25 protein-coding genes and 2 tRNA genes are annotated in these 25,313 nt (G+C 32.4%); 14 read left to right on the top strand and 13 right to left on the bottom strand.

The genetic code is table 11. The annotated features are described in order from the left end of the window. Window positions 1-263: 263 nt before the first annotated feature. Window positions 264-2,675, top strand: coding sequence for an alpha/beta hydrolase family protein (locus LNQ49_RS08645; protein WP_229988281.1), 2,412 nt, complete (start codon window positions 264-266; stop codon window positions 2,673-2,675). Between the two features lie 126 nt (window positions 2,676-2,801). Here the strand turns inward: LNQ49_RS08645 and LNQ49_RS08650 are convergent, their stop codons facing one another. The 3 genes from LNQ49_RS08650 to LNQ49_RS08660 all read right to left on the bottom strand — a co-directional run bounded on the left by LNQ49_RS08650 (window position 2,802) and on the right by LNQ49_RS08660 (window position 5,099). After that, window positions 2,802-3,752, bottom strand: coding sequence for an ABC transporter ATP-binding protein (locus tag LNQ49_RS08650; protein ID WP_229988283.1), 951 nt, complete (start codon window positions 3,750-3,752; stop codon window positions 2,802-2,804). 137 nt (window positions 3,753-3,889) lie between these two features. Further along, a complete protein-coding gene (locus LNQ49_RS08655) occupies window positions 3,890-4,579 on the bottom strand; it encodes a YiaD family glycine zipper/OmpA-like lipoprotein (protein WP_229988284.1) in 690 nt (229 codons plus the stop codon). A gap of 16 nt (window positions 4,580-4,595) precedes the next feature. Further along, window positions 4,596-5,099 carry a lipocalin family protein gene (locus LNQ49_RS08660; RefSeq protein WP_229988285.1) on the bottom strand — a complete coding sequence of 168 codons (504 nt, stop codon included), beginning with the start codon at window positions 5,097-5,099 and terminating at the stop codon, window positions 4,596-4,598. A 183-nt stretch (window positions 5,100-5,282) separates the two neighbouring features. Here LNQ49_RS08660 and htpG point away from each other — a divergent pair, with 183 nt between their 5' ends. From htpG to LNQ49_RS08705, 9 genes are all read left to right on the top strand, one after another. Beyond that, window positions 5,283-7,166, top strand: coding sequence for a molecular chaperone HtpG (gene htpG / locus LNQ49_RS08665; protein WP_229988286.1), 1,884 nt, complete (start codon window positions 5,283-5,285; stop codon window positions 7,164-7,166). A 381-nt stretch (window positions 7,167-7,547) separates the two neighbouring features. Continuing rightward, entirely contained in the window at window positions 7,548-8,444 is an 897-nt protein-coding gene (locus LNQ49_RS08670; protein ID WP_229988287.1) for an EamA family transporter, read from the top strand. 84 nt (window positions 8,445-8,528) lie between these two features. Then, on the top strand, window positions 8,529-8,885 hold the full coding sequence (locus tag LNQ49_RS08675) for a DoxX family protein (RefSeq protein ID WP_229988292.1): 357 nt from the start codon (window positions 8,529-8,531) through the stop codon (window positions 8,883-8,885). Between the two features lie 18 nt (window positions 8,886-8,903). Then, window positions 8,904-9,611, top strand: a complete 708-nt coding sequence (gene aqpZ, locus LNQ49_RS08680; protein WP_229988294.1) for an aquaporin Z — start codon at window positions 8,904-8,906, stop codon at window positions 9,609-9,611. A 43-nt stretch (window positions 9,612-9,654) separates the two neighbouring features. Further along, window positions 9,655-9,897, top strand: a complete 243-nt coding sequence (locus LNQ49_RS08685) for a GlsB/YeaQ/YmgE family stress response membrane protein (protein ID WP_229988296.1) — start codon at window positions 9,655-9,657, stop codon at window positions 9,895-9,897. Window positions 9,898-10,130: 233 nt separating this feature from the next. Next, the gene (locus LNQ49_RS08690; RefSeq protein WP_229988298.1) at window positions 10,131-10,958 is read left to right on the top strand and encodes a sterol desaturase family protein; all 828 of its coding nucleotides are present in this window, start codon (window positions 10,131-10,133) and stop codon (window positions 10,956-10,958) included. Between the two features lie 122 nt (window positions 10,959-11,080). Continuing rightward, the gene (locus LNQ49_RS08695) at window positions 11,081-11,359 is read left to right on the top strand and encodes a DUF2805 domain-containing protein (RefSeq protein ID WP_039111648.1); all 279 of its coding nucleotides are present in this window, start codon (window positions 11,081-11,083) and stop codon (window positions 11,357-11,359) included. A 115-nt stretch (window positions 11,360-11,474) separates the two neighbouring features. Beyond that, window positions 11,475-13,337 carry a M61 family metallopeptidase gene (locus LNQ49_RS08700; protein ID WP_229988300.1) on the top strand — a complete coding sequence of 621 codons (1,863 nt, stop codon included), beginning with the start codon at window positions 11,475-11,477 and terminating at the stop codon, window positions 13,335-13,337. 121 nt (window positions 13,338-13,458) lie between these two features. Next, window positions 13,459-14,169, top strand: coding sequence for a DUF4369 domain-containing protein (locus LNQ49_RS08705; RefSeq protein ID WP_229988302.1), 711 nt, complete (start codon window positions 13,459-13,461; stop codon window positions 14,167-14,169). Window positions 14,170-14,634: 465 nt separating this feature from the next. Here the strand turns inward: LNQ49_RS08705 and LNQ49_RS08710 are convergent. From LNQ49_RS08710 to idi, 7 genes are all read right to left on the bottom strand, one after another. Next, window positions 14,635-14,708 (bottom strand) — tRNA-Thr (locus LNQ49_RS08710). A 106-nt stretch (window positions 14,709-14,814) separates the two neighbouring features. After that, window positions 14,815-14,888, bottom strand: a tRNA-Thr gene (locus tag LNQ49_RS08715). A gap of 78 nt (window positions 14,889-14,966) precedes the next feature. Further along, window positions 14,967-15,233 carry a hypothetical protein gene (locus LNQ49_RS08720; RefSeq protein ID WP_229988304.1) on the bottom strand — a complete coding sequence of 89 codons (267 nt, stop codon included), beginning with the start codon at window positions 15,231-15,233 and terminating at the stop codon, window positions 14,967-14,969. Between the two features lie 56 nt (window positions 15,234-15,289). Beyond that, entirely contained in the window at window positions 15,290-16,258 is a 969-nt protein-coding gene (locus LNQ49_RS08725; protein ID WP_229988306.1) for a type I phosphomannose isomerase catalytic subunit, read from the bottom strand. A 62-nt stretch (window positions 16,259-16,320) separates the two neighbouring features. Further along, window positions 16,321-16,782 (bottom strand): peroxiredoxin, encoded by a 462-nt coding sequence (locus LNQ49_RS08730; RefSeq protein WP_229988308.1) that lies wholly within the window; start codon window positions 16,780-16,782, stop codon window positions 16,321-16,323. Window position 16,783: 1 nt separating this feature from the next. Beyond that, the gene (locus LNQ49_RS08735; RefSeq protein ID WP_229988310.1) at window positions 16,784-17,194 is read right to left on the bottom strand and encodes a 6-pyruvoyl trahydropterin synthase family protein; all 411 of its coding nucleotides are present in this window, start codon (window positions 17,192-17,194) and stop codon (window positions 16,784-16,786) included. A gap of 12 nt (window positions 17,195-17,206) precedes the next feature. After that, window positions 17,207-17,734, bottom strand: coding sequence for an isopentenyl-diphosphate Delta-isomerase (idi, locus tag LNQ49_RS08740; protein WP_229988311.1), 528 nt, complete (start codon window positions 17,732-17,734; stop codon window positions 17,207-17,209). 288 nt (window positions 17,735-18,022) lie between these two features. On the opposite strand from idi, the gene msrB reads away from it, so the two are divergent. From msrB to LNQ49_RS08760, 4 genes are all read left to right on the top strand, one after another. Further along, on the top strand, window positions 18,023-18,583 hold the full coding sequence (gene msrB / locus LNQ49_RS08745; RefSeq protein WP_229988314.1) for a peptide-methionine (R)-S-oxide reductase MsrB: 561 nt from the start codon (window positions 18,023-18,025) through the stop codon (window positions 18,581-18,583). 4 nt (window positions 18,584-18,587) lie between these two features. After that, the gene (gene msrA / locus LNQ49_RS08750; RefSeq protein WP_229988319.1) at window positions 18,588-19,196 is read left to right on the top strand and encodes a peptide-methionine (S)-S-oxide reductase MsrA; all 609 of its coding nucleotides are present in this window, start codon (window positions 18,588-18,590) and stop codon (window positions 19,194-19,196) included. A gap of 122 nt (window positions 19,197-19,318) precedes the next feature. Beyond that, complete coding sequence (locus LNQ49_RS08755) at window positions 19,319-20,737, top strand: aminopeptidase P family protein (RefSeq protein WP_229988324.1); 1,419 nt, start codon at window positions 19,319-19,321, stop codon at window positions 20,735-20,737. 49 nt (window positions 20,738-20,786) lie between these two features. Beyond that, a complete protein-coding gene (locus LNQ49_RS08760; protein ID WP_229988329.1) occupies window positions 20,787-21,746 on the top strand; it encodes a quinone oxidoreductase family protein in 960 nt (319 codons plus the stop codon). A 43-nt stretch (window positions 21,747-21,789) separates the two neighbouring features. Here the strand turns inward: LNQ49_RS08760 and LNQ49_RS08765 are convergent, their stop codons facing one another. The 3 genes from LNQ49_RS08765 to LNQ49_RS08775 all read right to left on the bottom strand — a co-directional run bounded on the left by LNQ49_RS08765 (window position 21,790) and on the right by LNQ49_RS08775 (window position 25,279). Then, entirely contained in the window at window positions 21,790-22,869 is a 1,080-nt protein-coding gene (locus tag LNQ49_RS08765; RefSeq protein ID WP_229988331.1) for a DUF6630 family protein, read from the bottom strand. Window positions 22,870-22,909: 40 nt separating this feature from the next. Further along, window positions 22,910-23,608, bottom strand: a complete 699-nt coding sequence (locus tag LNQ49_RS08770; RefSeq protein WP_229988333.1) for an SMI1/KNR4 family protein — start codon at window positions 23,606-23,608, stop codon at window positions 22,910-22,912. A 111-nt stretch (window positions 23,609-23,719) separates the two neighbouring features. After that, a complete protein-coding gene (locus LNQ49_RS08775; RefSeq protein WP_229988335.1) occupies window positions 23,720-25,279 on the bottom strand; it encodes an NAD(P)/FAD-dependent oxidoreductase in 1,560 nt (519 codons plus the stop codon). Between the last annotated feature and the right edge of the window lie 34 nt (window positions 25,280-25,313).

A 25,313-nucleotide genomic window follows, 5' to 3' on the forward strand; every position in this document is an offset into this window, starting at 1 on the left:
ATTATTCGTTAAAAATTTGGATTGCAAATCTAAACATCTTTTAAAAATCATGTACACAATTTAGTCATTTTTTCGTAATTAACAATTCTATATATTATTCCTATTGGCTTCGCTTTATTACCACAATTACAATTGTAAGAAAATAACTCTAAATTTGAGAAAAATTCTATTACATTACTTTTTCATTACCAAAATGTAACAAGTTTGAACTACTTTAGACAAATTATAACAATCCTTAACCATTAATTATAAAAGTTTCAACTATGAAATTAAAAATTATCTTATTTCTATTTTTAAATCTTGGCTTAGTCGCTTCTGCTCAAGAAAATTTAACGTATCAAAAGCCATCAAAATCAATTTTGGATTTGGCTGATTACGAAAGAGCTCCTTCTGTATCAATGGATACAAAAAAAGAATACATGTTGTTAAGTTATAGAAATACTTATAAAACCTTAGACGATTTAAATCAAGAAGAACTTCGCTTAGCTGGTTTAAGAATTAATCCAGTAACTAACATTTCAAGCACAGTTACTTATGTGAAAAATCTTAAGTTGAGAAAAATTAGCGATACTAAAGAAATTGAAATAGCTAATTTGCCAACCAATCCACAGATTAGCTATACTTCATGGTCACCAAACAACAAAAAAATCTTGTTTGCTAATACTACAAAAACAGGAGTAGAACTTTGGATTATAGATGTACCTACTGCAAAAGCAACTAAACTTACTGATGCAACATTGAATGCTAATATTGGAACTCCATTTAGCTGGTTCAACGACAACGAAACTATTTTAGTAAAAATGCTGCCTAAAAACAGACCAGCGTTATTAGACTCTAAAAAAGATTTACCAACTGGTCCAATCGTTTCTAATGCTGATGGTTCAAAATCACAAAACAGAACCTATGCTGATATGTTGAAAAACAAAAATGATGAAGCTAATTTTGAAAACATCATTACTTCAGAAATCTATAAAGTAAACATTAATGGTACTGCTACTTTATTTAAAAATGCAGCGATGTATGCTTCTGAAAGAATTTCTCCTGATGGAAATTTTGTAATGTTAACAACAATCCAAAAACCGTTTTCTTACATTGTTCCATTAAGCAGATTTCCATCAAAATCTGTAGTTTACGAAAGCAATGGTACTGAAGTAAAAACCGTAAATGAAGTTCCGCTTTATGAAATTATGCCAAAAGGTTTTATGGCTGTTCGTAAAGGAAAAAGAGAAATGTCATGGAGAAATGACAAACCTGCAACGCTTTCTTATGTAGAAGCTTTAGATGAAGGAAATCCAGCTAATAAAGTTGATTTTAGAGACGAAGTGTTTCTTTGGAATGCTCCATTTAACACTGAAGCTACTTCATTGGCAAAAACACCACAACGTTATAGCGATATTATTTGGGGGAATGACAATACAGCAATCCTTACAGATGAGTGGTATGACACACGTAACACTAAAACGTACTTAATCAATCCAGCTGATCCAGCACAAAAACCAAGATTGATTTTTGACAGAAACTCACAAGATATCTACTCTAATCCTGGTAATTTTGAATATAAGAAAAACCAATACAATAGATATGTCCTTGCTATAGAAAACGACAATGCTTTTTTACTTGGGGAAGGTTTTACTAAAGATGGTCAATTCCCTTTTATTAGCGAACTTAATCTTAAAACATTAAAAACAAAACGTCTGTACACATCTTCATTTAAAGATAAAAAAGAAGACATATTAAGTATTGAAGATTTTAAAACTGGAAAAGTTCTAGTACAAATTCAATCTAAAAACGATTATCCTAATTACTATTTCAGAAATATTAAAAAACAAAATAGTTTAACTCAAGTTACTTTTTTCAAAAACCCATTTGAAAGCATTAAAGATGTAAGTAAAGAGGTTATTAAATACAAACGAAAAGATGGTGTTCAATTATCAGGTACTTTATACTTACCTGCTGGATACGACAAAGTAAAAAAAGAAAAACTACCATTATTAATCTGGGCATATCCTGCAGAGTACAAGGATAAAAACAGTGCAGGGCAAAGTAGCCAAAACCCAAATGAGTTTACATTTCCTTATTATGGATCATTTATCTATTGGGTAACTAAAGGATATATTGTTCTTGACGATGCTTCTTTCCCTATTATTGGAGAAGGAACTACTGAGCCTAATGATAATTTCATAACACAACTTGTTGATGATGCTGAAGCAGCAATAAATGCAGTAGACGCTTTAGGATACATAAACAAAAAGAAAGTTGCTATTGGAGGACATTCTTATGGAGCGTTTATGACTGCAAATTTACTAACGCATTCTAATCTTTTTGCTTGCGGAATTGCAAGAAGTGGTGCTTACAATAGAACTTTAACTCCTTTTGGTTTCCAAACGGAACAACGTAATTATTGGGAAGTTCCAGATGTTTACAATACAATGTCACCTTTTATGCATGCTGACAAAATGAAAACTCCACTACTTTTAGTACATGGTGAAGCGGATAATAATCCTGGAACTTTTACTTTGCAAACAGAACGTTATTTCCAAGCTATAAAAGGATTAGGTGGACCAGCAAGAATGGTAATTTTACCAAAAGAATCTCATGGCTATGTAGCTAGAGAAAACATCTTACACTTGCTTTGGGAACAAGACCAATTCTTAGAAAAATACTTGAAAAACTAATTTTCATTTCTTTTATAAATAACAAACCCGATTGATTTAAAATCAATCGGGTTTTATTTTTTTTATTAATCTCTTAAATATGTACGTTGAATGATATATCCCTGTATTAAATCCTTGAATTACTTTTTATAAATAATTCAGGCCTAAAAATATTTCCTGCTCAAGAGGCAAGTCTATTTCACTTTCAAAAAAGATCAATTGTCTTTTATAAACTGTTTCAATTAAATAATGATTCCCTCTAAAATAAGTTCTTCTTATTTTAACCGGCAAGTCTGATTCTGCAACCATTTTAAATTGATGTGGATAGACTAGTGTTTTATGCATTTCATCCTCATAAGGAACCAACAAATGGGTAGGAACTTCATTAACCTCCCCAAAAAGTGATGCTACATAACGAGTTTCAGGATCTTCATATATTTTTGTTGGATTATCTTTAATGATAACTTCTCCATTTCGCATAACAATCGCCTCATCTGCAAATGACAAAGCATCTGTACTATCGTGCGTTGCTATAATGCAAGTAATCCCTTTTTGCTTTAAGTATCGGAACAAATTTCGGCGTAAAGCATTTTTTCGAAAAGCGTCAATTTGACTGAAAGGCTCATCTAATAAAATTACTTCAGGCTCTAAAGCCAAAACTCGTACTAAAGCCACTCTTTGTTTTTGTCCCCCACTTAAGAGATTCGCTTTCACATTAGAGAATTGCTCCATTTCGACCATTTCTAATAATTCCTGAACGCGTAGTTTTTTCATATTGGCAAAACCATTCGAAAGAAACTTCCCAACATTTTCAGCAACAGTTTCAAAAGGAGACAAATCAAAATCCTGAGCCAAATATTTCATATAAGGCATTCCGGGAACCAGATTATATTTAGGACCTAAAATTGGCTTTTCATTATAAAAAATCTTCCCTTCATTTAAATCATATAATCCGTATATTAATTTAAGAAGTGTACTTTTTCCGCAACCACTTTCGCCAATAATAGCAATGTTTTCACCTTTATTTATGGTAAAAGAAACGTTTTTTATAACAGGTTTTTCGGTATACGAAAAAGAAATATCTTGAACTTGAAGCATTGGTTGGCATTGAAAAATTGAGGCTACAAAGATAGCTTCTTTACCAAAACTAATTTAGAGAAAGTTATTAAATTATATACAAAAAAAAGCCGCTTCAAAAGAAGCGGCTTTTAATTTATTTATGTAAGAAGCAATGCTTATTTACCAGCTTTTGCGTCATTTACCATTTTATCATTTGCAGTAATAGCAAACTCTACACGACGGTTTTGAGTTCTTCCTTCTGGAGTGTCATTTGTTGCAATTGGATCAACAATTCCCATACCTGAAGTTTTGAATCTGTTTGCATTTAATCCTTTTGAAATTAAATATGCTTTTACAGATGCAGCTCTCTGTCCTGAAAGTGTCAAGTTGTATTCAGCTCTACCTGTATTATCAGTGTATCCAAAAATTTCGATATTAGTATCAGCATACTCATTAAATACTGGAACCAATTTATCTAAATTAGCTTTTGCTTGCGTAGTTAAAGTAGATTTGTTAGTATCAAAACGCACAGCGTTTTCATTCAAAACTAAGTGAATTCCTTCTCCAACACGCTCTACATCAGCACCTGGTAAAGCTTGATCAATTTCTCTAGCTTGCTTATCCATTTTGTTTCCAATAAGAGCCCCAGTTCCACCACCTACAGCAGCTCCAATAGCAGCTCCTAAAGCAGCATTACCACCTTTTCCTAAATTATTTCCTAGAATACCACCTATAAGGGCACCTGCAGCAACACCTATTCCTGCACCTTTTTGAGTATTATTGGCGTTTTTCACTGAATCACAGCTTACAAAAAGACTGCTCAATACCAATAAACTGCTTATACTTAAAACTACTATTTTTCTCATATTGATTTAGATTTTATTAATTACTTCTTTGAAATTGGTATGTAACTTCTTTTGATTGACCACCTACATTGATATTGTCAATTAACTGAAATGAAGTTTCTGTTTGGTTAGCTACTTTTAATAAATATCCTTGAGTAACTGTTTTTGATTTTACTCCAGCTTCAACAATTTTAAGAACAAAAAGCCCTTGTTTATTAACACTCCAAACAATTGGAGAGCTAAATTCTGGACAGCTTGCATTAGTTAATGCCATACTACCTTTATTATTATTTGAGATAAAATTCCAAGTACTTCCTACAAAACACTTAGAATCTGCAATTTGAAAAGAATTCACTTTAATATAATCTGACCCTGGATAAGTAACATTTGTAATAACCCAGTTACCTTTAATTGCAACTTGAGAAGGTCTATCAAGTTTTGTCGAAAGTGGCTCAGCTCCATTAGATGCCACTGGTGTTGAAGCTGATTTACATGCAAAAACCGTTACGGCTAATATGCATATTAAAATAATTTTTCTCATCGTTTTAGCAAATTTAAAATTAATACTCCTACAAAGATACAATGCAAAAAAATTAAATATGTTTAAAAATTTGTTTTTTTTATTTCAGAATTAACACCTGCGACAATTTGTCACCCTCTCTGCAATTGGTATTCTATTTGAAGAATCTGAAAAGCATAATGTTAAACTTAAATTTAAAAAAATATGACAACAGGTAAAATTAATGTTTCAGTAGAAAACATATTTCCCTTAATCAAAAAATTCTTATACAGCGATCACGAAATTTTCTTGCGTGAGCTGATATCTAATGGAACCGATGCTACTTTAAAATTAAAACATTTAATAAGTATTGGTGAAGCCAAAGTAGAATATGGCAATCCAACTATTGAAGTTAAAATTGACAAAGAAGGAAAAAAAATCCACATCATTGACCAAGGTCTTGGAATGACAGCTGACGAAGTTGAAAAATACATCAACCAAGTTGCTTTTTCTGGAGCTGAAGAGTTTTTGGATAAATATAAAGACTCAGCAAAAGATTCGGGAATCATAGGTCATTTTGGTCTTGGATTTTATTCTGCTTTTATGGTTGCTGAAAAAGTAGAAATTTTCACTAAATCATACAAAGACGAGCCAGCTGCACATTGGACATGTGACGGTAGTCCAGAATTTACTTTGGAACCAGCTGACAAAACTACACGTGGAACTGAAATTGTTTTACATATTGCTGAAGATTCTCTAGAGTTTTTGGAAGATTCTAAAATTCATGAATTATTGAATAAGTATAATAAATTTATGCCTATTCCAATTAAATTCGGAACAAGAACAGAAACACTTCCTAAACCAGAAGATGCTCCAGAAGATTATGTAAACGAAACGATAGAAATTGATAACATCATCAATAATCCAAATCCAGCTTGGACTAAACAACCAACTGAATTATCTGATGAGGATTACAAAAGTTTCTACCGCGAGTTGTATCCAATGCAATTCGAAGATCCATTATTCAACATTCATTTAAATGTTGATTATCCGTTTAACCTAACAGGAATTTTGTATTTCCCAAAATTAGGTTCGGATATGCAAATTCAGAAAGATAAAATTCAATTATACCAAAATCAAGTTTATGTAACTGATAACGTAGAAGGAATTGTTCCTGAATTTTTGACAATGTTAAAAGGTGTTATTGATTCACCAGATATCCCATTAAACGTTTCTCGTTCTGGTTTACAGGCTGATGGTGCTGTTAAGAAAATATCAAACTACATTACTCGTAAAGTAGCTGATAAATTAAAAGCATTATTCAATGAGAACCGTGCCGATTTTGAAGAAAAATGGAATGACATTAAAATTGTTTTGGAATACGGAATGCTTTCTGAAGACAAATTTTATGAAAAAGCTGGAGCTTTCTTTTTATATCCAACAGTAGATAACACTTATTTTACTTTAGAAGAATTAAAAGAGAAAACAAAAGAGAATCAAACTGATAAAGACGGAAAATTAGTTATTTTATATGCTGGAAATAAAGATGCACAGCACTCTTACATAGAAACAGCAAAAGAAAAAGGATACGAAGTATTACTTTTAGACTCTCCAATCATCTCGCATTTGATTCAAAAAATTGAAGGAGACAATAAAGATCTAACTTTCGTTCGTGTCGATTCAGACCATATTGATAACTTAATCAAGAAAGACGAAAACACGATTTCTAAATTATCAGATGAAGAAAAAGAAGCTTTAAAAACTTCATTAGAAGCTTACATTCCTAAAGCATACAGCGTACAATTGGAAGCTATGGACAGTCAAGCTGCTCCGTTTATCATCACGCAACCTGAATTTATGCGTAGAATGAAAGAAATGAGTCAATCTGGTGGTTCTGGAATGTTCGGAATGGGCAATATGCCTGAGATGTACAACTTGGTAGTAAACACAAACTCTGAGTTAGCTACTAACATCTTGAACACTGAAGACAAATCGCACCAAGAACATTTGGTAAAACAAGCTTTAGATTTAGCTAAATTATCTCAAAACCTTTTAAAAGGAGAAGCATTAACAGCTTTCGTTAAAAGAAGTTTTGAAATGATCAAATAAGATTACAATTGGCTTATTAAGCCAATCTATTAAAAAGCCCCGCAAATATACTTGCGGGGCTTTTTTTTAAAAAGAACTAAAATAGCTGCATCTATTTTCACTCAACCAATTCATATAACTTCAACACAATTTACTAACACCTTTCAAACAAGAGAAACAAAACATTAACCAATCTCAAGTTATACCATACTCAAAAAACTGCTTCATCAAATAATTATGAATAAGTCAAAATAACTTCATTTTGAAGTGTTTTTAATAAAATAACCAACCAGAACAATACTCCAAATGCAATATCCAAATTAAAAGTGTTTTTTAAATCAATTACTAAAGACTATCTTTGCAGGCTTTATTTTTAAAAACAGAAGCAATAAATTACATAAAATGATAAAAAATAACGTATTAAAAGGAGTTTTTCTAGTAGCATTTGGCGCAACAAGTTATGGCATGTTAGCCACTTTTGTAAAAATGGCGTATGACGAAGGATTCACTACAGCAGAAGTAACCACATCTCAATTCATATTAGGAATAATTGGAATCCTAATCATTAACGCTTTTCAAAAAGCAAAACACAAAAATGAAGTTGTAAATGCAACTCCAAAAAACATTGCTCAATTAATGACAGCTGGAACTTCACTAGGAATGACGAGCTTATTCTATTATTTAGCAGTAAAATACATTCCAGTTTCTATCGGAATTGTATTATTGATGCAAACGGTATGGATGGGTGTTTTACTAGAAATGATTCTAGAAAAAAAATTACCTTCTAAACAAAAGGTAGTTGCTGTAATAATTGTTTTAGCAGGAACTGTTTTAGCAACTAATATTACTCAAAACGAAATCCAATTAGATTGGCGTGGTCTTGCATGGGGATGTTTAGCCGCTGCATCATTTACCACTACGATGTTTACCGCAAACCGAGTTGCTACCGAAATTTCATCGGCACAACGAAGCTTATACATGCTTTTAGGTGGGGCTGTTATTGTATTTTCATTTGCAATAGCAACACAAACAACTCCATTTAACTTTACTATTTTTGCAAAATGGGGAATTATCCTTGCTCTTTTTGGTACAATTATTCCTCCAATGCTTATGAATATAGGTTTCCCACTTACAGGAATTGGACTAGGTAGTATTGTTTCGGCTTTAGAATTGCCTGTATCTGTAATGATGGCCTATGTATTGCTAAATGAAAAAGTAATATTTCTTCAATGGGTTGGAATAATTTTAATCATACTTGCGATTATTATTATGAACTTAAATTTTCAAAAGCAAAAATAAGCAATCGATAATACTTGTTAAAAATAATTAAGATATTGTATTAAATTCCTAATTATTTCATAAATTCGTAATAAATAACTATTTATGAATTTACCTTGGCACCTATATCTAATGGCTTCGCTGTATATTATTGCTGGGATAAATCATTTTAGAAACCCTAGAATGTATCTAAAGATCATTCCTTCTTATTTTTCAAATCCAAAATTATTAAATATTTTAAGCGGTGTAGCTGAGATTATACTAGGATCACTCCTATTAGTCTCAGCTACATCTCATTTTGCAGCATGGGGGATTATAGCGTTATTAGCTGCTGTTTTCCCAACACATCTATATATGTATCAAAATGAAAAAGCTAGTTTTGGTTTGCCTCGATGGGTTCTATTATTACGCATGCCTTTTCAGTTAGTTTTGATTTTTTGGGCTTATCAATATACTTTTTAACATTTAAAAACTTTTATTATGAAAAAACTTTTTGCAGAATTTTTCGGAACATTCTGGCTTGTATTCGGAGGTTGCGGAAGCGCTATTTTCGCAGCTGGAATTCCAGATCTAGGAATTGGATTTGCTGGAGTTGCTCTAGCTTTTGGATTAACCGTTTTAACAATGGCTTATGCTGTAGGACATATTTCTGGTGGTCATTTTAATCCAGCAGTATCTTTTGGACTTTGGGCTGGCGGAAGATTCCCCGTAAAAGACTTAGTACCATACATTATTGCACAATGTGTTGGAGCAATTGCTGCAGCAGGAACATTATATACAATTGCAGCTGGTAAAGCTGGTTTTATGATCGACAATACCAAAGCTGGAGCATTTGCATCAAATGGTTTTGGGGCTTTTTCGCCAGAAGGATATTCTTTGCAGTCTGCATTTATTGCTGAGTTTGTACTAACTTTATTTTTCTTATTAATCATTCTTGGTGCTACAGATAAATTTGCAAATGGAAAATTTGCAGGAGTTGCGATTGGTCTAGGACTAACATTAATACACTTAATAAGTATTCCAATCACAAATACATCTGTGAACCCAGCTAGATCTTTATCACAAGCAATATTTGTTGGTGGTGAGCCATTATCTCAAGTTTGGTTGTTTTGGGTTGCCCCAATCTTAGGAGCAGTTGTAGCAGGGATCATATATAAAACATTGCTACAAAACCATGACGCTGCATAATTATTTTTTTAAATCGATTATTAATCCCTTAAACTTTTAAAATATGGAATTTTTATATTTCTTACTTATTGGAGCAATTTCTGGTTGGCTAGCAGGTCAAATATGGAAAGGATCAGGTTTTGGAATCCTAGGCAATATTGTCGTTGGAATAATTGGCGGTCTTATTGGAGGCTGGATTGCAGGAAGACTAGGCATCGGTGGAGGCGGTTTGCTTTGGCAAATTATTATTGCTGTTGGCGGCGCTTGGGTCTTATTATTTATTATTAGTTTAATAAAAAAAGCATAATTACCCTCCTATTTACTTGTTGCAATAACAAAATAGTAAACAAGTAATACCATTTTATATTTTAAAGAGAAGAAAAGAAGTTTCACCACTTATTTCTTCTCTTTTTTCTTTAATACCAGTACAAAATGTAATTCTTAAAAATGAGTTTGATTACAGCATTGGAGATAAAAAAAATAAGTACATTTTTAATTTCATATTAACAAAATCATTAATTTTGAGTAAAGACTTTAGTAATGGATGAAATTATTTCTTATTTCAGTACTATCCCTCCTTCACACAGAAGTTTAATTCTCGTTAGCGGAATAACCTTCTTTTGGCTCATAGAAAACACTTTCCCACTTTTTAAATTCAACTATAAAAAATGGAATCATGCTGGAATCAATTTCTTCTTGACATTAACCACAATTATCATCAATTTCGTTTTGGCTTTTATACTACTCAGAACTGCCAATTGGACCATTAAAAATAATTTTGGCGTTTTACAATGGTTGCCAGAAATCCCATTATGGATCTACACAATTACCGGACTGTTATTATTAGATTTAATAGGAGCTTATCTCGCTCATTTCACCCAGCATAAGATTAAATTCTTATGGCGTTTTCATTTGATTCATCACACTGACACTTGGGTCGACACTACAAGTGGAAATCGTCACCATCCAGGAGAAAGCATCATTCGGTTTATTTTCACAACTTTAGGCGTATTAATTGTAGGGAGTCCGATGTGGATGGTTTTTCTATACCAAACACTATCTGTTGTATCTACTCAATTTACCCATGCGAATATTTCTTTACCCGATAAAGTAGACTCTTTTCTAAGTTATTTTATCGTTTCTCCAAATATGCACAAAATACATCATCATTATGTATTACCCTATACTGATAGCAATTACGGAAATATATTTTCTATTTGGGACCGTCTTTTCGGAACATTTACAACCCTCCCAAAAGAGAAGATTATCTATGGAGTTGACACTCATATGAACCCTGAAGAACACAATAATTTGAAAAATCTATTACAAATTCCGTTTCAAAAACAACGTTCGCTAAAAAACGATTAAAATCCACAAAAAAAATCAACCATAAGCGATGAAGTAATTATTTTTTTCATTAATATTGATATCTAAATTGAAAATCAATCTATTATTAATCATTAACCCCTATTTGAATTAATTTTCACGTGATGAAAAAGAGTAACCGTAAAGAATTGAACTGGGAACAAACAGAAAAACTTGTTACATTAGCCCTAGAAGAAAAGAATCCTTTTGAAATTATCAAAAAAGAATTTGGATTGGCTGAAAAAGAGGTTTTAGAAATAATGAAAAAGAAAATGCCCGCAGAGAAATTTGAAATGTGGAAAAAGAAAGCTATTGCTAACAAACCTAAACCAAAGCCCGTTAAAATAGATGATTTTGATGAAGATTTGGATGGTAAATATTACATAAAGAACAAATTGGACTAACCATAAAACTCCTGACAAACAGGAGTTTTTTTTTACACATATAAATAAAACTAGACCGTTTTTTGTAACTTTTTTCAGTCTATAAAGACCTATAGTAAAAATAAACTCATAAGTAATGAAAAAAATAATAGTCACATTAGCATTAGTAGCTGCACTTATAGGCTGTAAAACAGCTAGTTCAACTAGCAGTATACCTACAAAACAAGAAGTTGGAGTTAACATCAACCTTACCGATGTAAAAAACGACAAAGTCCTCGTTACAGTTACAGCACCAAAAATCACTACAGATGAAGTAACTTACAGCATCCCTAAAACAGTTCCCGGAACATATTCGGAGGACAATTACGGTAGGTTCATTGAGGATTTAAAAGCTTACGATTCAAAAGGAGCTCTACTTACAGTAAATAAAACTGACGAGAATACTTGGTCAATTACTAATGCAAAGGCATTAAAAACAATTACCTATTTAGTTAACGATACTTTTGATACTGAAAAAGGAACAGGTTTTGGCAATGATGATGTTTTTTCTCCAGCAGGTACCAATATCGACGCTGATGTTAATTTCATGATAAATACACATGGTTTTGTTGGTTATTTCCAAGACAAACTAGACGTTCCATATAAAGTTACTATTGCTCATCCAACAACACTTTGGGGAGCGACTTCAATGACTGATGAAGACGCTAGCAACACTAGTGATGTTTTTACAACATCACACTATGCTCTTCTGGTAGAAAATCCAATTATGTATTCTAAACCTGACTACACCTCTTTTGATGTAAATGGAATGGAAATACAAATAGCTGTTTATTCTCCAACAGGAAAATTTACTGCCGAGAGTATCACTCCAGAGATGAAAACAATAATGACAGCTCAGAAAAACTTTTTAGGAAAAATAAATTCAACTAAAAAATATACTGTTTTATTGTATTTATCAACGATGAAACCAGATGACGCACATGGATTTGGAGCATTAGAACATCCTACTGTAACAACTGTTGTTTTACCTGAAATGATGCCTAAGGATGAATTAATAAAATCAATGAAAGACGTAGTTTCACATGAATTCTTTCATATTGTAACTCCTCTAACCATTCACTCAAAAGAAATTCAATATTTTGATTATAATGCGCCAAAGATGTCTGAACATTTATGGATGTATGAAGGTGTTACCGAATATTTTGCAAATCTTTTTCAAATCAACCAAGGTTTAATTGACGAAACTGAATTTTACACTCGCATTGCAGAGAAAGTTGAACATGCAAAAGCAATGAACGACACCATGTCATTTACTAAAATGAGTGCCAACGTGTTAAAACAACCTTACAAGGATCAGTACTTAAATGTTTATGAAAAAGGAGCGCTTATTGGTATGTGTATCGACATTATTATTAGAGAAAAAAGCAATGGTCAAAGAGGAATTTTAGACCTAATGCATAAATTATCTGATGAATACGGTATCACAAAGCCATTTAATGACAGTGAGCTTTTTGCCAAAATCACTCAATTAACATATCCTGAAGTTGGAGCATTTCTAGACACTTACGTCGCAGGAACAACACCAATACCTTATGACACTTACTTAGCCAAAGTTGGCGTAACTAAAGCTGTAGAAAAAGTTCCTGGAACAATTTTCTTAAAAGGACAGGTTCCATACATCACTATAAATCCTGAGACTAAAGAAATCATGGTTATACCAGAAATTGAATTAAATCCTTTTTTCAAAGCTCTTGATCTAAGAGGAGGTGACTACATTTTGTCTATTAACGAAAAGCCATATTCATTAGTAAACATATACGATATGATTACCGAAAGTCAATCATGGAAAGAAAATGACCCGATAACAGTTAAGATAAAACGCAATGGCAAGGATTTAACTTTAAAGGGAGTAGTTAAATTTCCTTACGAAGAAAAAAACACTTTTAAAGCAACCGACAACTCCAAACAAGCCCTTAGAAATGCTTGGTTAAAAGGATAATAAGAAATAAAAACAAGAAAATCCCAATTTAGAAATAGATTGGGATTTTTTTATAAATTAAAAGTTTAGCAATGTTTTTTTTAAAACTATTTTCTTTATTTTGCACCAAAATCTATAAACAATGAAAAAAACTATTCTTGCATTCGTTACCCTTGTTCTTTTAGCTTCATGCAGCAAAAACGAATCAAAAACCAATTTGCATATTACAGGAAATATTAAAGGATTAAAAAACGGAATCCTATACATACAAAGAGTTGTCGATACATCACTAGTTGCAATTGACAGCATTAAAATCGATGGTAATTCTGCTTTCGAAACTAACATCGAATTAAAATCACCAGAAATGCTTTACCTATCTCTAGATCGAGGAGTAAGTAATTCATTAGATAACAACATATTATTTTTTGCTGAACCAGGTAACATCAACATAGACACAAATTTAGATACTTATCTTGCTAGTGCTAAAATTACTGGATCAAAAAATCAAGAATTATACGAAGATTACCGAAAAATAAACTCTCGTTTTAATGATTCAAATCTTGATCTTGTTGCATTAAGATTTAAAGCAATAAAAGACAATAACCAAAAAACATTAGACAGTATAAACGAAAAACAAGAGTCTAATATCAAACGAAAATACCTATACGCTACAAACTTTGCCATTAACCACAAAGATTACGAAATAGCACCTTATATCGCCTTATCTGAGATATATGACATCAACATTAAATACTTGGACACAATTCAGAAATCAATGACTCCAAAAGTAGCCCAATCTCTTTATGGTAAAAAACTGACTGAGTATGTTACTAAAATGAAAAAGCAACAATAAACATACCCACACTATTACAATTATATTAATCCTGTTTTTATTAAAACAGGATTTTTTTTTGCTTTTCAAATTGGACTCTACAAACGATACAGCTTAAAAAGACATTTTAAGAAATGCATGAAATCAAAAACATCACCACATTTCGATTTACCAATAAAAATTAAAGCTTAAACAGTACCACATATCCTACCGACGCATTCTCTACTTATTTAATCAACAAAACAAGCGCATCCAATAGTTTTTCCTCCATATCCTAAATAAAAGCTTTTAAGGCTTATTTTAGAACTACAAGAAACCCAAATTCATCTTGGTATAGATTAGCTCTCAATTTCTCATATAAATGCACAATTTTAGATCTTGAGCTCAATCACGTCAGCTGAACAAAAAAACAGAAGATAATAATAACGACTAATTGAGTATAGCACAAAAAAAAACCATCATATTTCTATGATGGTTTTAACTCTGAGCCGGCGGAGGGACTCGAACCCACGACCTGCTGATTACAAATCAGCTGCTCTAGCCAACTGAGCTACGCTGGCGACTCATTACGGGTGCAAATATATAACTGTTTTTTTGATTTTCCAAAACAAATTTACACTTTTTTTAAAATAAAAAAACCACCCTAAAAAGGATGGTTTTATGTTGAGCCGGCGGAGGGACTCGAACCCACGACCTGCTGATTACAAATCAGCTGCTCTAGCCAACTGAGCTACGCTGGCGACTCATTACGGGTGCAAATATAAAGCTGTTTTTCGTTTTACCAAAATAAATTTGCACTTTTTTATCGTTTTTTCTGACTACAATTCGTTGATTTTAGCAATCAATTGATTAGCAGTTTCTTCCAATTCAACATTAATTTGTTTGAAGTGTGCTTTTTTATTTTCTACGTTCTTTGTGTTCACTTTTGTGATCAAAGTATCAAAAGCAGCAATAGCTTCATCGATTAAAGCATTAGTTTCTGTAGTTGGTTTTCCTGTAGTAGAAATTTCAAATAAGTAAACTGCTTCAATAATATCTCCTAAAACGTAGTTGATGTCTTTCTTTAAATTCTTAACGTTTGCCATTTTATTTTAATTTTAATTTGCGTTTGCAAAAGTACACATAATCTTTCTATTACTTGCTATGAAATGTAAATTTCTAAAATAGAAGCTTTTCCATTGAGAATGAACTCATTCATAGCTGCTGGAATCAATACTGTATCTCCTTTTATATATGTTGATTTATTTCCATTGTATTCTATTTCAAAAGCCCCCTCAATACACATATATACAGTAAAGGTTTCTCCATTTTTACTTACCTCAACCTGACCATCTAACGGAATAAAATTTGTGGTAAAATAAGAACAATCAACCACAACATTAGATTCGTTTGGTTTTTTATCATATTTCTTATAAGTATCTACCTTATTATAATTAATTGCGTCCAATGCCAAATCTACATGCAATTCTCTTTTATTTCCTTGTGCATCTACTCTATCAAAATCATACAAACGATACGTAATATCTGATGTTTGTTGAATTTCTGCAACTACTAACCCTGCTCCTATAGCATGAACTGTTCCTGTTTCCAGAAAAAAAACATCTCCTGACTTAACTTTTACATCATCAAGAATAGAGACTAATGAATTATTATTTAGATTTTCCAGATATTCTTCTTTACTTGAATCTTCTTTAAAACCAACAATTATCCTTGCATCAGTATCTGCTTGCATAACATACCACATTTCAGTCTTACCGAAAGAACCATGACGTTTCTTTGCTAATTCATCATTAGGATGTACCTGTATCGAAAGATCTTCTCGAGCATCAAGGTATTTAAAAAGCAATGGAAATTGTTTTCCAAATCGTTCATAAACTTTTGTTCCCAAAATTTCATTTGGCAACTCCTCTATTATAGCTGTAAGCGCTTTTCCTTTCAGACTTCCGTTTGCAACAACACTAACATCCCCTTCAACGGTGGACAATTCCCAACTTTCGCCAGTAATTTTAGAAGTGATTGGCTTATTAAGAACTGTTTTTAATTTTTCTCCACCCCAAATTCTATCTTTTAAGATTGGCTCAAACTGTAGAGGATATAACTGTAGACTCATCTATATTATTTGTTTTTTATACAAACTCACTTATCTAATGAAGCTTGTACAATACTATACTTTTAAATTGATACTAATTCTTTAATTGCTTCAAGTGCCTTAGGAATATGTTTGGCAGCAACCATACTATCATAAATCAGAATTATAACTCCATTTTTATCAACAACATAAGTCACTCTTCCTGGTAGTAATCCAAGCAATCCTGAAGGCACCCCAAAAAGGGTTCTTATTCTTTTATCGGCATCTGAAAGAAGCACAAAAGGCAAATGGTGTTTATTAGAAAATTTCTGATGAGAATCAACACTATCACTACTTACACCAATTACTTCGGCTCCCAAAGCCACAAAATCTTCGTATTGATCTCTAAAACTACAGGCCTCTGTTGTACAACCTGGTGTATTATCTTTAGGATAAAAATAAATAACCAAAGGTTTACGACCAAGCACATCTTTACTTTCAAACACCTCTCCATTAGCATCTTTAGCTATAAAATTCGGGATAATATCTCCTACTTTTAATGACATTTTATTCTCCTTTATAGGTTACAAAATTACGAGCAGTTTCATATAACACGATTTCTAAATCAAAATCGGGATTTATTTTTTTTCTAATTTTATTCCAAATCACCACTGCAATATGCTCTGCAGTTGGATTTAAATCTTGAAATTCAAGTACATCAAGATTAAGATTCTTATGATCAAATGGTAATTCGACTTCTTGATATATAATATCTGCCAATATTTTCACATCTATCACAAAACCTGTTTCAGGGTCTACTTCTCCAGTAACACTAACTGTTAAGTCATAATTATGACCATGAAAATTGGGATTATTACATTTCCCAAAAACGGCATCATTTTTCTCAGCAGTCCAATCTTTTCTATACAGTCGATGGGCAGCATTAAAATGTGCCTTTCTTGATATTGTTACTCTCATGTAGGTTTTGGTTTAAATTTTATGGTCTTCTAGAAAATGATAGAACTCGTCAAAAATTATCTTGAACCAAACGGTGTAAATTTCTGGATGTAATTGCATATCTGTCTTTACATCTTCGATTTTCATCCACTTCCAAGCTTCTACTTCTTCTGGATTTATTGTAGGCACTTCATTATAACGTCCAATCATAACGTGATCCAGTTCATGCTCTGTCAACCCGTTATCAAAAGGAGCCTTATATATAAAGTGGAAAAGCTCTTTAAGTGGGGTTTTAAATCCCATTTCCTCAAACAATCTTCGACTTCCTGCTTCGATATTAGTTTCTCCTTCACGCTGATGACTACAACATGTATTGGTCCAAAGTAATGGAGAATGATATTTATGATGTGCTCGTTGCTGCAACATAATTTCATTATTATCATTTAAAACAAAAACTGAAAATGCACGATGTAAAACCGCTTTTTCATGAGCTTCCATTTTAGGCATCAAACCTATTTGCTCATCATTTTGATTAACTAATATTACGTTTTCTTCTATCATAATTGGTATTAAACACACAAAAATACGAAAAAAGAAATTGCTTTAAAGCCTAGAAAAAGTTTGTGAAAAGTTTAACGAGCCTTACATTCACTAAAATTCTAACTTTATATCATGATTATGAACACATTAAAGACCTGCAAGCAGTAGTCTTTCATTTTAAAACTAAAATTACATTTTATACGTAAATAACAATAGTTAAAACTTACTTAAATACACATTCATTTGTAAAGTACACGACAATTTAACTATTAGATACATCTTACTTTTACAGTACAAAATCAATTAATTATGAAAACAAGAGCCCAATACTTAAGCTTACTATTTTTGCTGCCATTATTTGTCTTTCAAGCCTGTGGACAGAACAAAAAAGAGCAATATACATCAGTAAAAACAAATCCTATGGAAAATAAAATCAGTAAACCTGATAATCCGTACTACTCAAATACTGACACTACAAAACTAAACCTTACGGATGCACAATGGAAAAAAGTACTTCCTGATGATGTTTATGCTGTAATGAGAAAAGCCGATACTGAAAGACCTTTTACAGGAAAATATTGGAAGACCGATGAAAAAGGAACTTATTATTGCGCTTCATGTGGAAACAAACTTTTTCGATCAGGCGCTAAATTCGCAAGTAGCTGTGGTTGGCCAAGTTTTTTTGAGCAAGAAAACAAAAAAAGTGTAACATACAAACAAGACAACTCTATAGGGATGGAAAGAACTGAGGTACTTTGCGGGAGATGCGGTGGACATTTAGGACATCTATTTGATGATGGACCACCACCAACTGGAAAAAGATATTGCATGAACTCTATTGCCCTTGATTTTATACCTGATAATAAATAATACTATGAAAAATACAATTTTAATTAGTCTTTTAATCCTATCATTTAATGGATTTGGGCAAGCAAAAAAACAACCCAATTACGACACTATCACACTTGGTGGAGGATGTTATTGGTGCGTAGAAGCAGTTTACGAAAATTTGAATGGAGTAAAATCTGTCGTGTCAGGTTTTTCGGGAGGAAAAACAACGAATCCAAGCTATGAAGAAGTATCGACTGGAAGAACTGGATTTGCTGAAGTGGTCCAAATTACATACGATAAAAACATAACAAATCTTGATGAAATATTTAAAGTCTTTTTTACTGTACATGATCCCACAACCTTAAACAGACAAGGTGCTGATGTAGGCAGCCAATATCGTTCCGTAATTTTTTACAAAAATGAAGAACAAAAAAATGCAGCAAAAAACATTATAAACGCATTAACAAAAGCAAACATATACAACACTCCCATAGTAACCGCTGTAGAACCATTTACTAAATTCTATAAAGCCGAGGACTATCATCAAAATTATTATGACAATAATAAAAATCAACCCTATTGCAAAATGGTAATCCAACCAAAAATAGAAAAGTTTGAAAAAGTCTTTAAAGACAAATTAAAAAAGAAATAATTATTAATTCACTAGGCCACTTGTTTTATAAGTGGCTTTTTTATTTTAAAAATCAAAGGCATTTTTTTTGTAATTTGCATCAATCTACAAGGGCCTTAACCTTTTAACTAAACCAAGAAGAAATGAAGCATACACTCCTATCTCTTTTATTCTTATTGTTTTTTAACCAAAATAATGCTCAGGAAAATTTACCTACTGATTACCTTTCAAAAGAATTCCACAAAGACAGAAGAGATACTTTTAGAAATTTAATGCCTATAAATTCTGTAGCCATAATCTTTTCCTATCCCGAGAGGAAGTTTTCTAGAGATATTAATTATAATTTTCATCAAAATCCTGATTTATATTACTTAAGCGGTTATAAAGAGCCTGATGCTGTTTTATTACTCTTTAAAGAAACACAAGGAAGTGGCGAAACTATTTATAATGAATTGCTTTTTGTTAGAGAAAGAAATGCAGCTCATGAAATGTGGACTGGAAGACGCTTAGGCATTGATGGAGCAAAATCTAAATTAGGATTCCCGACTGTTTATAACGGAAAAGACTTTAAAGATTTTGATATCGACTTTAAAAAATTTGACAAACTAATTTATGATAAAATTCCAACCGACATTGAAAAAGACGCAAGTGGCTTTGATCTTTTTGGGTTGCTACAAGCTTTTAAAACAAAAGCATCAATTATTAATGAAGATATAACCTCTTTACTATTATTTGAAAATATCACGGCAACACTTCGAGAAATAAAAACTCCTGAAGAAATTAATTTAATGCGTAAATCTGTTAAACTTTCCTGCATTGCACACAATGAAGTCATGAAAGCTATTACTCCTGACATGAGCGAAAATGAAGCTGAAGGAATTCACGCTTATATTCACCGAAAATACGGAGCCGAAGGTGAAGGATACCCTCCAATTGTGGGAGCAGGAGCAAATGGATGCATTTTACACTATAACGAAAATAATAGCATCAAAATCGACAATCAATTGTTATTAATGGATGTAGGATCTGAGTATCATGGATACTCTGCTGATGTTACCCGAACTATTCCTGCTAACGGGAAATTTACTGAAGAACAAAAAGCCATTTATCAATTGGTTTATGATGCCCAAGAAGAAGTTTTTAAAATTTGCAAAGAGGGAACTCCCCTAGCCGATTTAAACAAAAAAGCTACAGAAGTTCTAGCAAAAGGTTTACTACAACTAGGAATTATCAAAGAACTGAAGGAAGTAAAAACTTATTACCCACACGGATGTTCTCATTTCTTAGGCCTAGATGTCCACGACAAAGGCAATTACAGTGGATCTACAAGTCTCCTTAAAGAAAATATGATTATTACAGTTGAACCAGGAATTTACATTCCTGCAAATAGTAAGTGTGACAAAAAATGGTGGAATATTGGTGTGCGCATAGAAGATGACATTCTTATAAAAAAAGACTCTTACGAAAACCTATCTATAGATTCCCCTAGAAAATGGCAAGATATTGAAAGACTAGCTTCTCAAAAAAGCAAATTCAACGAAATCAACTTACAAAAACTATAACCAAAAACATCTTCCCTCATTAGCATTTTACAGCTACAATTAAATAAAAATGAAAGCATTAACTTTTTCTACTTTTGGCAATTCTGATGTACTTGAATACATTGATATTCCTAATCCACAATTAAAAAACGATGAGATCTTAGTCGAAATGAAAGCAATTGGGCTAAACTTTGCCGATGTATATCGCCGAAAAGGAAATTATCACCTTAAAGGAAACCCTCCTTTTATAGCGGGTTACGAAGGTTCTGGAGTTGTCGTAAACACAAATAATCATTCCGAATTCAAAATTGGAGACAGAGTTGCTTTTGCTGACGTTCCTTTTGCAAATGCAGAACTTGTTGCTGTCAATATAAATCATGTAATTCCGTTACCTGAAGCAATTGATTTTAAAACCGGTGCTTCTATTCTACTACAAGGACTAACAGCACATTACCTAGCCACTGATAGTCACAAAACATTAAAAGGTGAAACTGTAATCATTCATGCTGTAGCTGGTGGAGTTGGACAATTCTTAACTCAAATAAGCAAACTTTTGGGTGCAGCTGTAATTGGTTTGACCTCATCTATCGATAAAGCAAAAGTTGCTATTGAACAAGGAGCAGACCATGTCTTTTTATACAACGACGACTGGAAGACTTCAATACTTAATATTATACCAACTGGTGCAGATGTCGTTTACGACAGCATCGGAAGCACTTTAAATGAGAGTTTCGAAGTAACCAAAAACTGTGGTCAAGTAGTATTTTTTGGAATGGCTGGTGGAGATCCAGAGTTTGTAGATCCAAGAATGCTCATGGATACTTCTAAAACTCTAACTGGCGGAGATTTATGGAGCTACCTAACCACTAGAGAAGAAAGAATAAAAAGAGCCAATCAGCTATTCACATGGATTACTGAAGGTAAAATTTCACTTTCAGAACCAACTTCTTTTAGACTATCTGACGGAAAACAAGCACATGACTACCTTGAGAGCCGAAAAAGTACTGGAAAAATAATTCTGGTTCCATAATTACACCTCAATAAAAAACCGCTTTATAAAGCGGTTTTTTATTTTATAATTTATCAATTCCCATTTCAACAATTTCCGATAACTCTAAAATCCTTGAGACTTCGTTTTTGTTAGCAATAAAAAACAAATAACTATCTCCTTTTGTATCATAACTCATAAGCTCTAAATTTTGTTTAGCCAATTCTGTTTGGATATAAGGAAACAAATCATGACTATACGTCTCTTCTGGATATTCAAAACTGAAATCCTCACCAAGCATTTCAGACACAAACCATTTGGCATCTTCAGGATCAAATTTCCAATCACTATGCCAACAATTTACTCCTTCAAAAAAATCAAATTCATCTTCACAATCATACTCATCTTCTTCATTTCCAAAATTATCAAAAAGAATCTGAGACTGATTTTCAAGCAGTTCTTCATCAATATCCCCCCTAGAAATTAACATCAAGAATTCTTTAAAATCCCCAACAGCAACCTCGTCAAGCATCAAGTTTTCTGAAGATGGCAAAACAACACTTTTAGGCAATTCAATATTCATATATTGACAAATCCCCTGTAAAATGGTTTCAAAGTTTTTAAATCCTATTCTTTGAATTTCATTTTTAGGATTTGCCATATCAACACTCTCAGAATCCAATAACCCTCTTGTATAATCAAAAAAATAATTATTTGTATACAACATTTTAAAATCATTTGTTTCAAGACTATTGGTACAACAAAAGAAAATAATAAAATTATGCAGTATATGCTTCAGATGTTTTTTCATTTCTGGCGTTGGCTCAGAATAAAATTGAATATGAATATAATCGTACTCTAATTCAGCCTGCATACTTTCCTCAGAAAGCACTCCAATATCAACTTTTTTGTACAATTCATTTAAAACTTCGTATGCATTATTAAAACCGCTTTTCTTAATTTCACCCCTCCCTTCTTCATGATCGAATGAACTTGGAAACGAATAAAACTTAACAGAAACAGTATCATGAACTCCTTTCATTTTAAAATCAACACTACTTACCTCATTATATAAATAAGAGTAAATTGAATTTATAACATCAAAAGAGACTATTGATTTTGGGTCGTTATTTCTATTAAAAAAATTAGAAAAAAAATCTTTCATCGAATTTATTATATATTTTAATTATTAAAGCTTGCAGTTATTATTCCTTCGAATATTCAAAACTAAGATCCATTTTATCAAATGGGATAACTTCATTTAATAACTGTTTTAATTCAATATCCGTTAATAATCCTCTTTTAGCTTCTTTGGCTCTTGGTAATACAATTTCATAGTCAATGATTTCTCGACTGAATACATTTTGCAAAACATCATTTTGCTTATTTGTCAGGTATTTTTTATGAGTTTTAAGAACCCTTTCTAGATTATCCCTAAATGCTTCATCAGTTACATTGTTATAAACATCTTGATCAGACATATCAACTAGAAGCATTCTAAAAATAAAATCCTGTAAGTTCTTTGCAAGATAATTTACCTCATTTGCATCATGCCAAACGAAAACAATAGGCATATCACCATTACTTTCTTCACTCAAAAAGAAACAATAATGATCTCCTGCACCACTCTGACCGAAAGGTATAAATTTGAATTCTTCTTTTATTTGACGATAATCTTCTGGATCCAAAAGCTCTTCTATCGCCTCATTGACATCTTTTGTATTGAGCAATTCAAAATCATAAGAATGCAATAACAAAGGAGGATTTTCTTTTAATTTTGGATAAACTGTAGTGTACCAATTGGGGCCATACTCTCCAACATTAAGCATTTCTCCCAAAGAGAGTTCTTTATAGATAGCTGGATATACGAATCCATATTTTGTTTCAACATCTAATAGTGTCATGATATATATTTAATAAATTGCTAGTGATTAAGCTGTATTCTAGAATTACAACCACTCACTTAAAGCAACTAAAATAACACTATTTTTACTGCAATAAAAAGTCTAAATAAATTATTTTAATGCTTCAGCAATCATTAAAGCACATTTTTCACCATCTATAGCTGCTGAAATAATCCCACCTGCGTAACCTGCTCCTTCACCGCAAGGATAAAGTCCTTTTATTTGCAAATGCTCATAAGTTACTGAGTCTCTAGGAATACGTACTGGAGATGAAGTTCTACTTTCTGGAGCATGAAGAATTGCTTCGTTGGTTAAATAACCACGCATAGATTTACCAAATTCAGAAAAACCTTCGCGTAATATTTGAGATAAAAATCCAGGAAACACCTGTCCCATTTCTACAGAAGTAGTTCCTGGAACATAGGATGTTTTAGGAATATCTGATGAAACTTTATTTTGAGTAAAATCGACCATTCTTTGTGCAGGAACTTTTTGAGTTTCCCCTGCTAAATGCCACGCTTTTTGCTCAATACTTTTCTGAAATTCCATTCCCGCTAAAGCTCCAAATTTAGCAAACGGTTTAAAATCTTCTAATTTTAATTCGATTACAATTCCAGAATTTGCTGTAGCTTGATCCCTTTTAGATGGCGACCAACCATTAGTAACTACTTCTCCTGGACTTGTTGCACATGGCGCTATCACACCTCCCGGACACATACAAAAAGAATACATTCCTCTTCCTCCCACTTGCTTCACAATAGAATATGGTGCTGGAGGCAAATGTTCGCCACGATAATCACAGCTATACTGAATACTATCTATTAAAGATTGTGGATGTTCTGCTCTTACCCCTAATGCAAAAGGTTTGGCTTCGATAAAAATTTTCTTTTTATCTAATAACTCAAAAATGTCACGGGCAGAATGTCCTGTTGCCAATATCAATTTATTAGCATTAATAGTATCTCCCTTTTGAGTTACGACTCCTTGAACTTCATTATTTTTTACAAGAATATCAGTCACTCTAGTTTCAAATAAAACCTGACCACCGCATTCGATAATTTTCTCTCTAATATCCTGAATAATCTTTGGCAACTTATTAGTTCCAATATGTGGATGTGCTTCTATCAAAATATCATCTGAAGCACCAAAGGCAACCAACAACTCTAAAATTCTAGTTACATCGCCACGTTTTTTTGAACGAGTATATAATTTCCCGTCAGAGTAAGTACCTGCTCCTCCTTCTCCAAAACAATAATTAGAATCTTCATTTACAAAATGCTCCGTATTTATTGCTTTCAAATCTCTTCGACGGCCTCGAACATCTTTTCCTCTTTCGAGAACTATTGGTTTTAAACCTAACTCTATTAATTGCAAAGCTGCAAAAAGACCTGCAGGACCTGCCCCTACAACAATTACTTCCTGTGTTCCTGATACATTTTTATAATCTGGAATTTGAAATTTAGCTGGTTGAAAAACCTCATTTTGCAAATAAATTGCTACTTTCAAATTGATTTTTATTGCTTTCTGACGGGCATCAATAGAACGCTTTAAAATAGATACATGTTGAATTTCCTTTGGAGAAACCTTAATTTGTTTCGACAAATGTTCTTTTAGCAACAACTCATTTGCGGCTATTTCGGGCGATACTTGAAGTAAAAGTTCTCTTGGCATTATATATTTCTGATTGAATATGTTAATCATTTAT

The organism is Flavobacterium pisciphilum, assembly GCF_020905345.1.
In the GTDB taxonomy this organism is placed as follows: domain Bacteria; phylum Bacteroidota; class Bacteroidia; order Flavobacteriales; family Flavobacteriaceae; genus Flavobacterium; species Flavobacterium pisciphilum.

Excerpts from the sequence above, each read along its gene's own strand:
- LNQ49_RS08755 (WP_229988324.1), top strand. The coding sequence starts at position 19,319 with ATGAAGCATACACTCCTATCTCTTTTATTCTTATTGTTTTTTAACCAA.
- LNQ49_RS08730 (WP_229988308.1), bottom strand. The coding sequence starts at position 16,782 with ATGTCATTAAAAGTAGGAGATATTATCCCGAATTTTATAGCTAAAGAT.
- LNQ49_RS08720 (WP_229988304.1), bottom strand. The coding sequence starts at position 15,233 with ATGGCAAACGTTAAGAATTTAAAGAAAGACATCAACTACGTTTTAGGA.
- LNQ49_RS08775 (WP_229988335.1), bottom strand. The coding sequence starts at position 25,279 with ATGCCAAGAGAACTTTTACTTCAAGTATCGCCCGAAATAGCCGCAAAT.
- LNQ49_RS08670 (WP_229988287.1), top strand. The coding sequence starts at position 7,548 with ATGATAAAAAATAACGTATTAAAAGGAGTTTTTCTAGTAGCATTTGGC.
- LNQ49_RS08685 (WP_229988296.1), top strand. The coding sequence starts at position 9,655 with ATGGAATTTTTATATTTCTTACTTATTGGAGCAATTTCTGGTTGGCTA.
- LNQ49_RS08725 (WP_229988306.1), bottom strand. The coding sequence starts at position 16,258 with ATGAGTCTACAGTTATATCCTCTACAGTTTGAGCCAATCTTAAAAGAT.
- msrA (WP_229988319.1), top strand. The coding sequence starts at position 18,588 with ATGAAAAATACAATTTTAATTAGTCTTTTAATCCTATCATTTAATGGA.
- LNQ49_RS08760 (WP_229988329.1), top strand. The coding sequence starts at position 20,787 with ATGAAAGCATTAACTTTTTCTACTTTTGGCAATTCTGATGTACTTGAA.
- msrB (WP_229988314.1), top strand. The coding sequence starts at position 18,023 with ATGAAAACAAGAGCCCAATACTTAAGCTTACTATTTTTGCTGCCATTA.
- LNQ49_RS08700 (WP_229988300.1), top strand. The coding sequence starts at position 11,475 with ATGAAAAAAATAATAGTCACATTAGCATTAGTAGCTGCACTTATAGGC.
- LNQ49_RS08650 (WP_229988283.1), bottom strand. The coding sequence starts at position 3,752 with ATGCTTCAAGTTCAAGATATTTCTTTTTCGTATACCGAAAAACCTGTT.
- LNQ49_RS08770 (WP_229988333.1), bottom strand. The coding sequence starts at position 23,608 with ATGACACTATTAGATGTTGAAACAAAATATGGATTCGTATATCCAGCT.
- LNQ49_RS08675 (WP_229988292.1), top strand. The coding sequence starts at position 8,529 with ATGAATTTACCTTGGCACCTATATCTAATGGCTTCGCTGTATATTATT.
- LNQ49_RS08735 (WP_229988310.1), bottom strand. The coding sequence starts at position 17,194 with ATGAGAGTAACAATATCAAGAAAGGCACATTTTAATGCTGCCCATCGA.
- LNQ49_RS08765 (WP_229988331.1), bottom strand. The coding sequence starts at position 22,869 with ATGAAAGATTTTTTTTCTAATTTTTTTAATAGAAATAACGACCCAAAA.
- LNQ49_RS08660 (WP_229988285.1), bottom strand. The coding sequence starts at position 5,099 with ATGAGAAAAATTATTTTAATATGCATATTAGCCGTAACGGTTTTTGCA.
- LNQ49_RS08655 (WP_229988284.1), bottom strand. The coding sequence starts at position 4,579 with ATGAGAAAAATAGTAGTTTTAAGTATAAGCAGTTTATTGGTATTGAGC.
- aqpZ (WP_229988294.1), top strand. The coding sequence starts at position 8,904 with ATGAAAAAACTTTTTGCAGAATTTTTCGGAACATTCTGGCTTGTATTC.
- htpG (WP_229988286.1), top strand. The coding sequence starts at position 5,283 with ATGACAACAGGTAAAATTAATGTTTCAGTAGAAAACATATTTCCCTTA.
- idi (WP_229988311.1), bottom strand. The coding sequence starts at position 17,734 with ATGATAGAAGAAAACGTAATATTAGTTAATCAAAATGATGAGCAAATA.
- LNQ49_RS08690 (WP_229988298.1), top strand. The coding sequence starts at position 10,131 with ATGGATGAAATTATTTCTTATTTCAGTACTATCCCTCCTTCACACAGA.
- LNQ49_RS08645 (WP_229988281.1), top strand. The coding sequence starts at position 264 with ATGAAATTAAAAATTATCTTATTTCTATTTTTAAATCTTGGCTTAGTC.
- LNQ49_RS08705 (WP_229988302.1), top strand. The coding sequence starts at position 13,459 with ATGAAAAAAACTATTCTTGCATTCGTTACCCTTGTTCTTTTAGCTTCA.
- LNQ49_RS08695 (WP_039111648.1), top strand. The coding sequence starts at position 11,081 with ATGAAAAAGAGTAACCGTAAAGAATTGAACTGGGAACAAACAGAAAAA.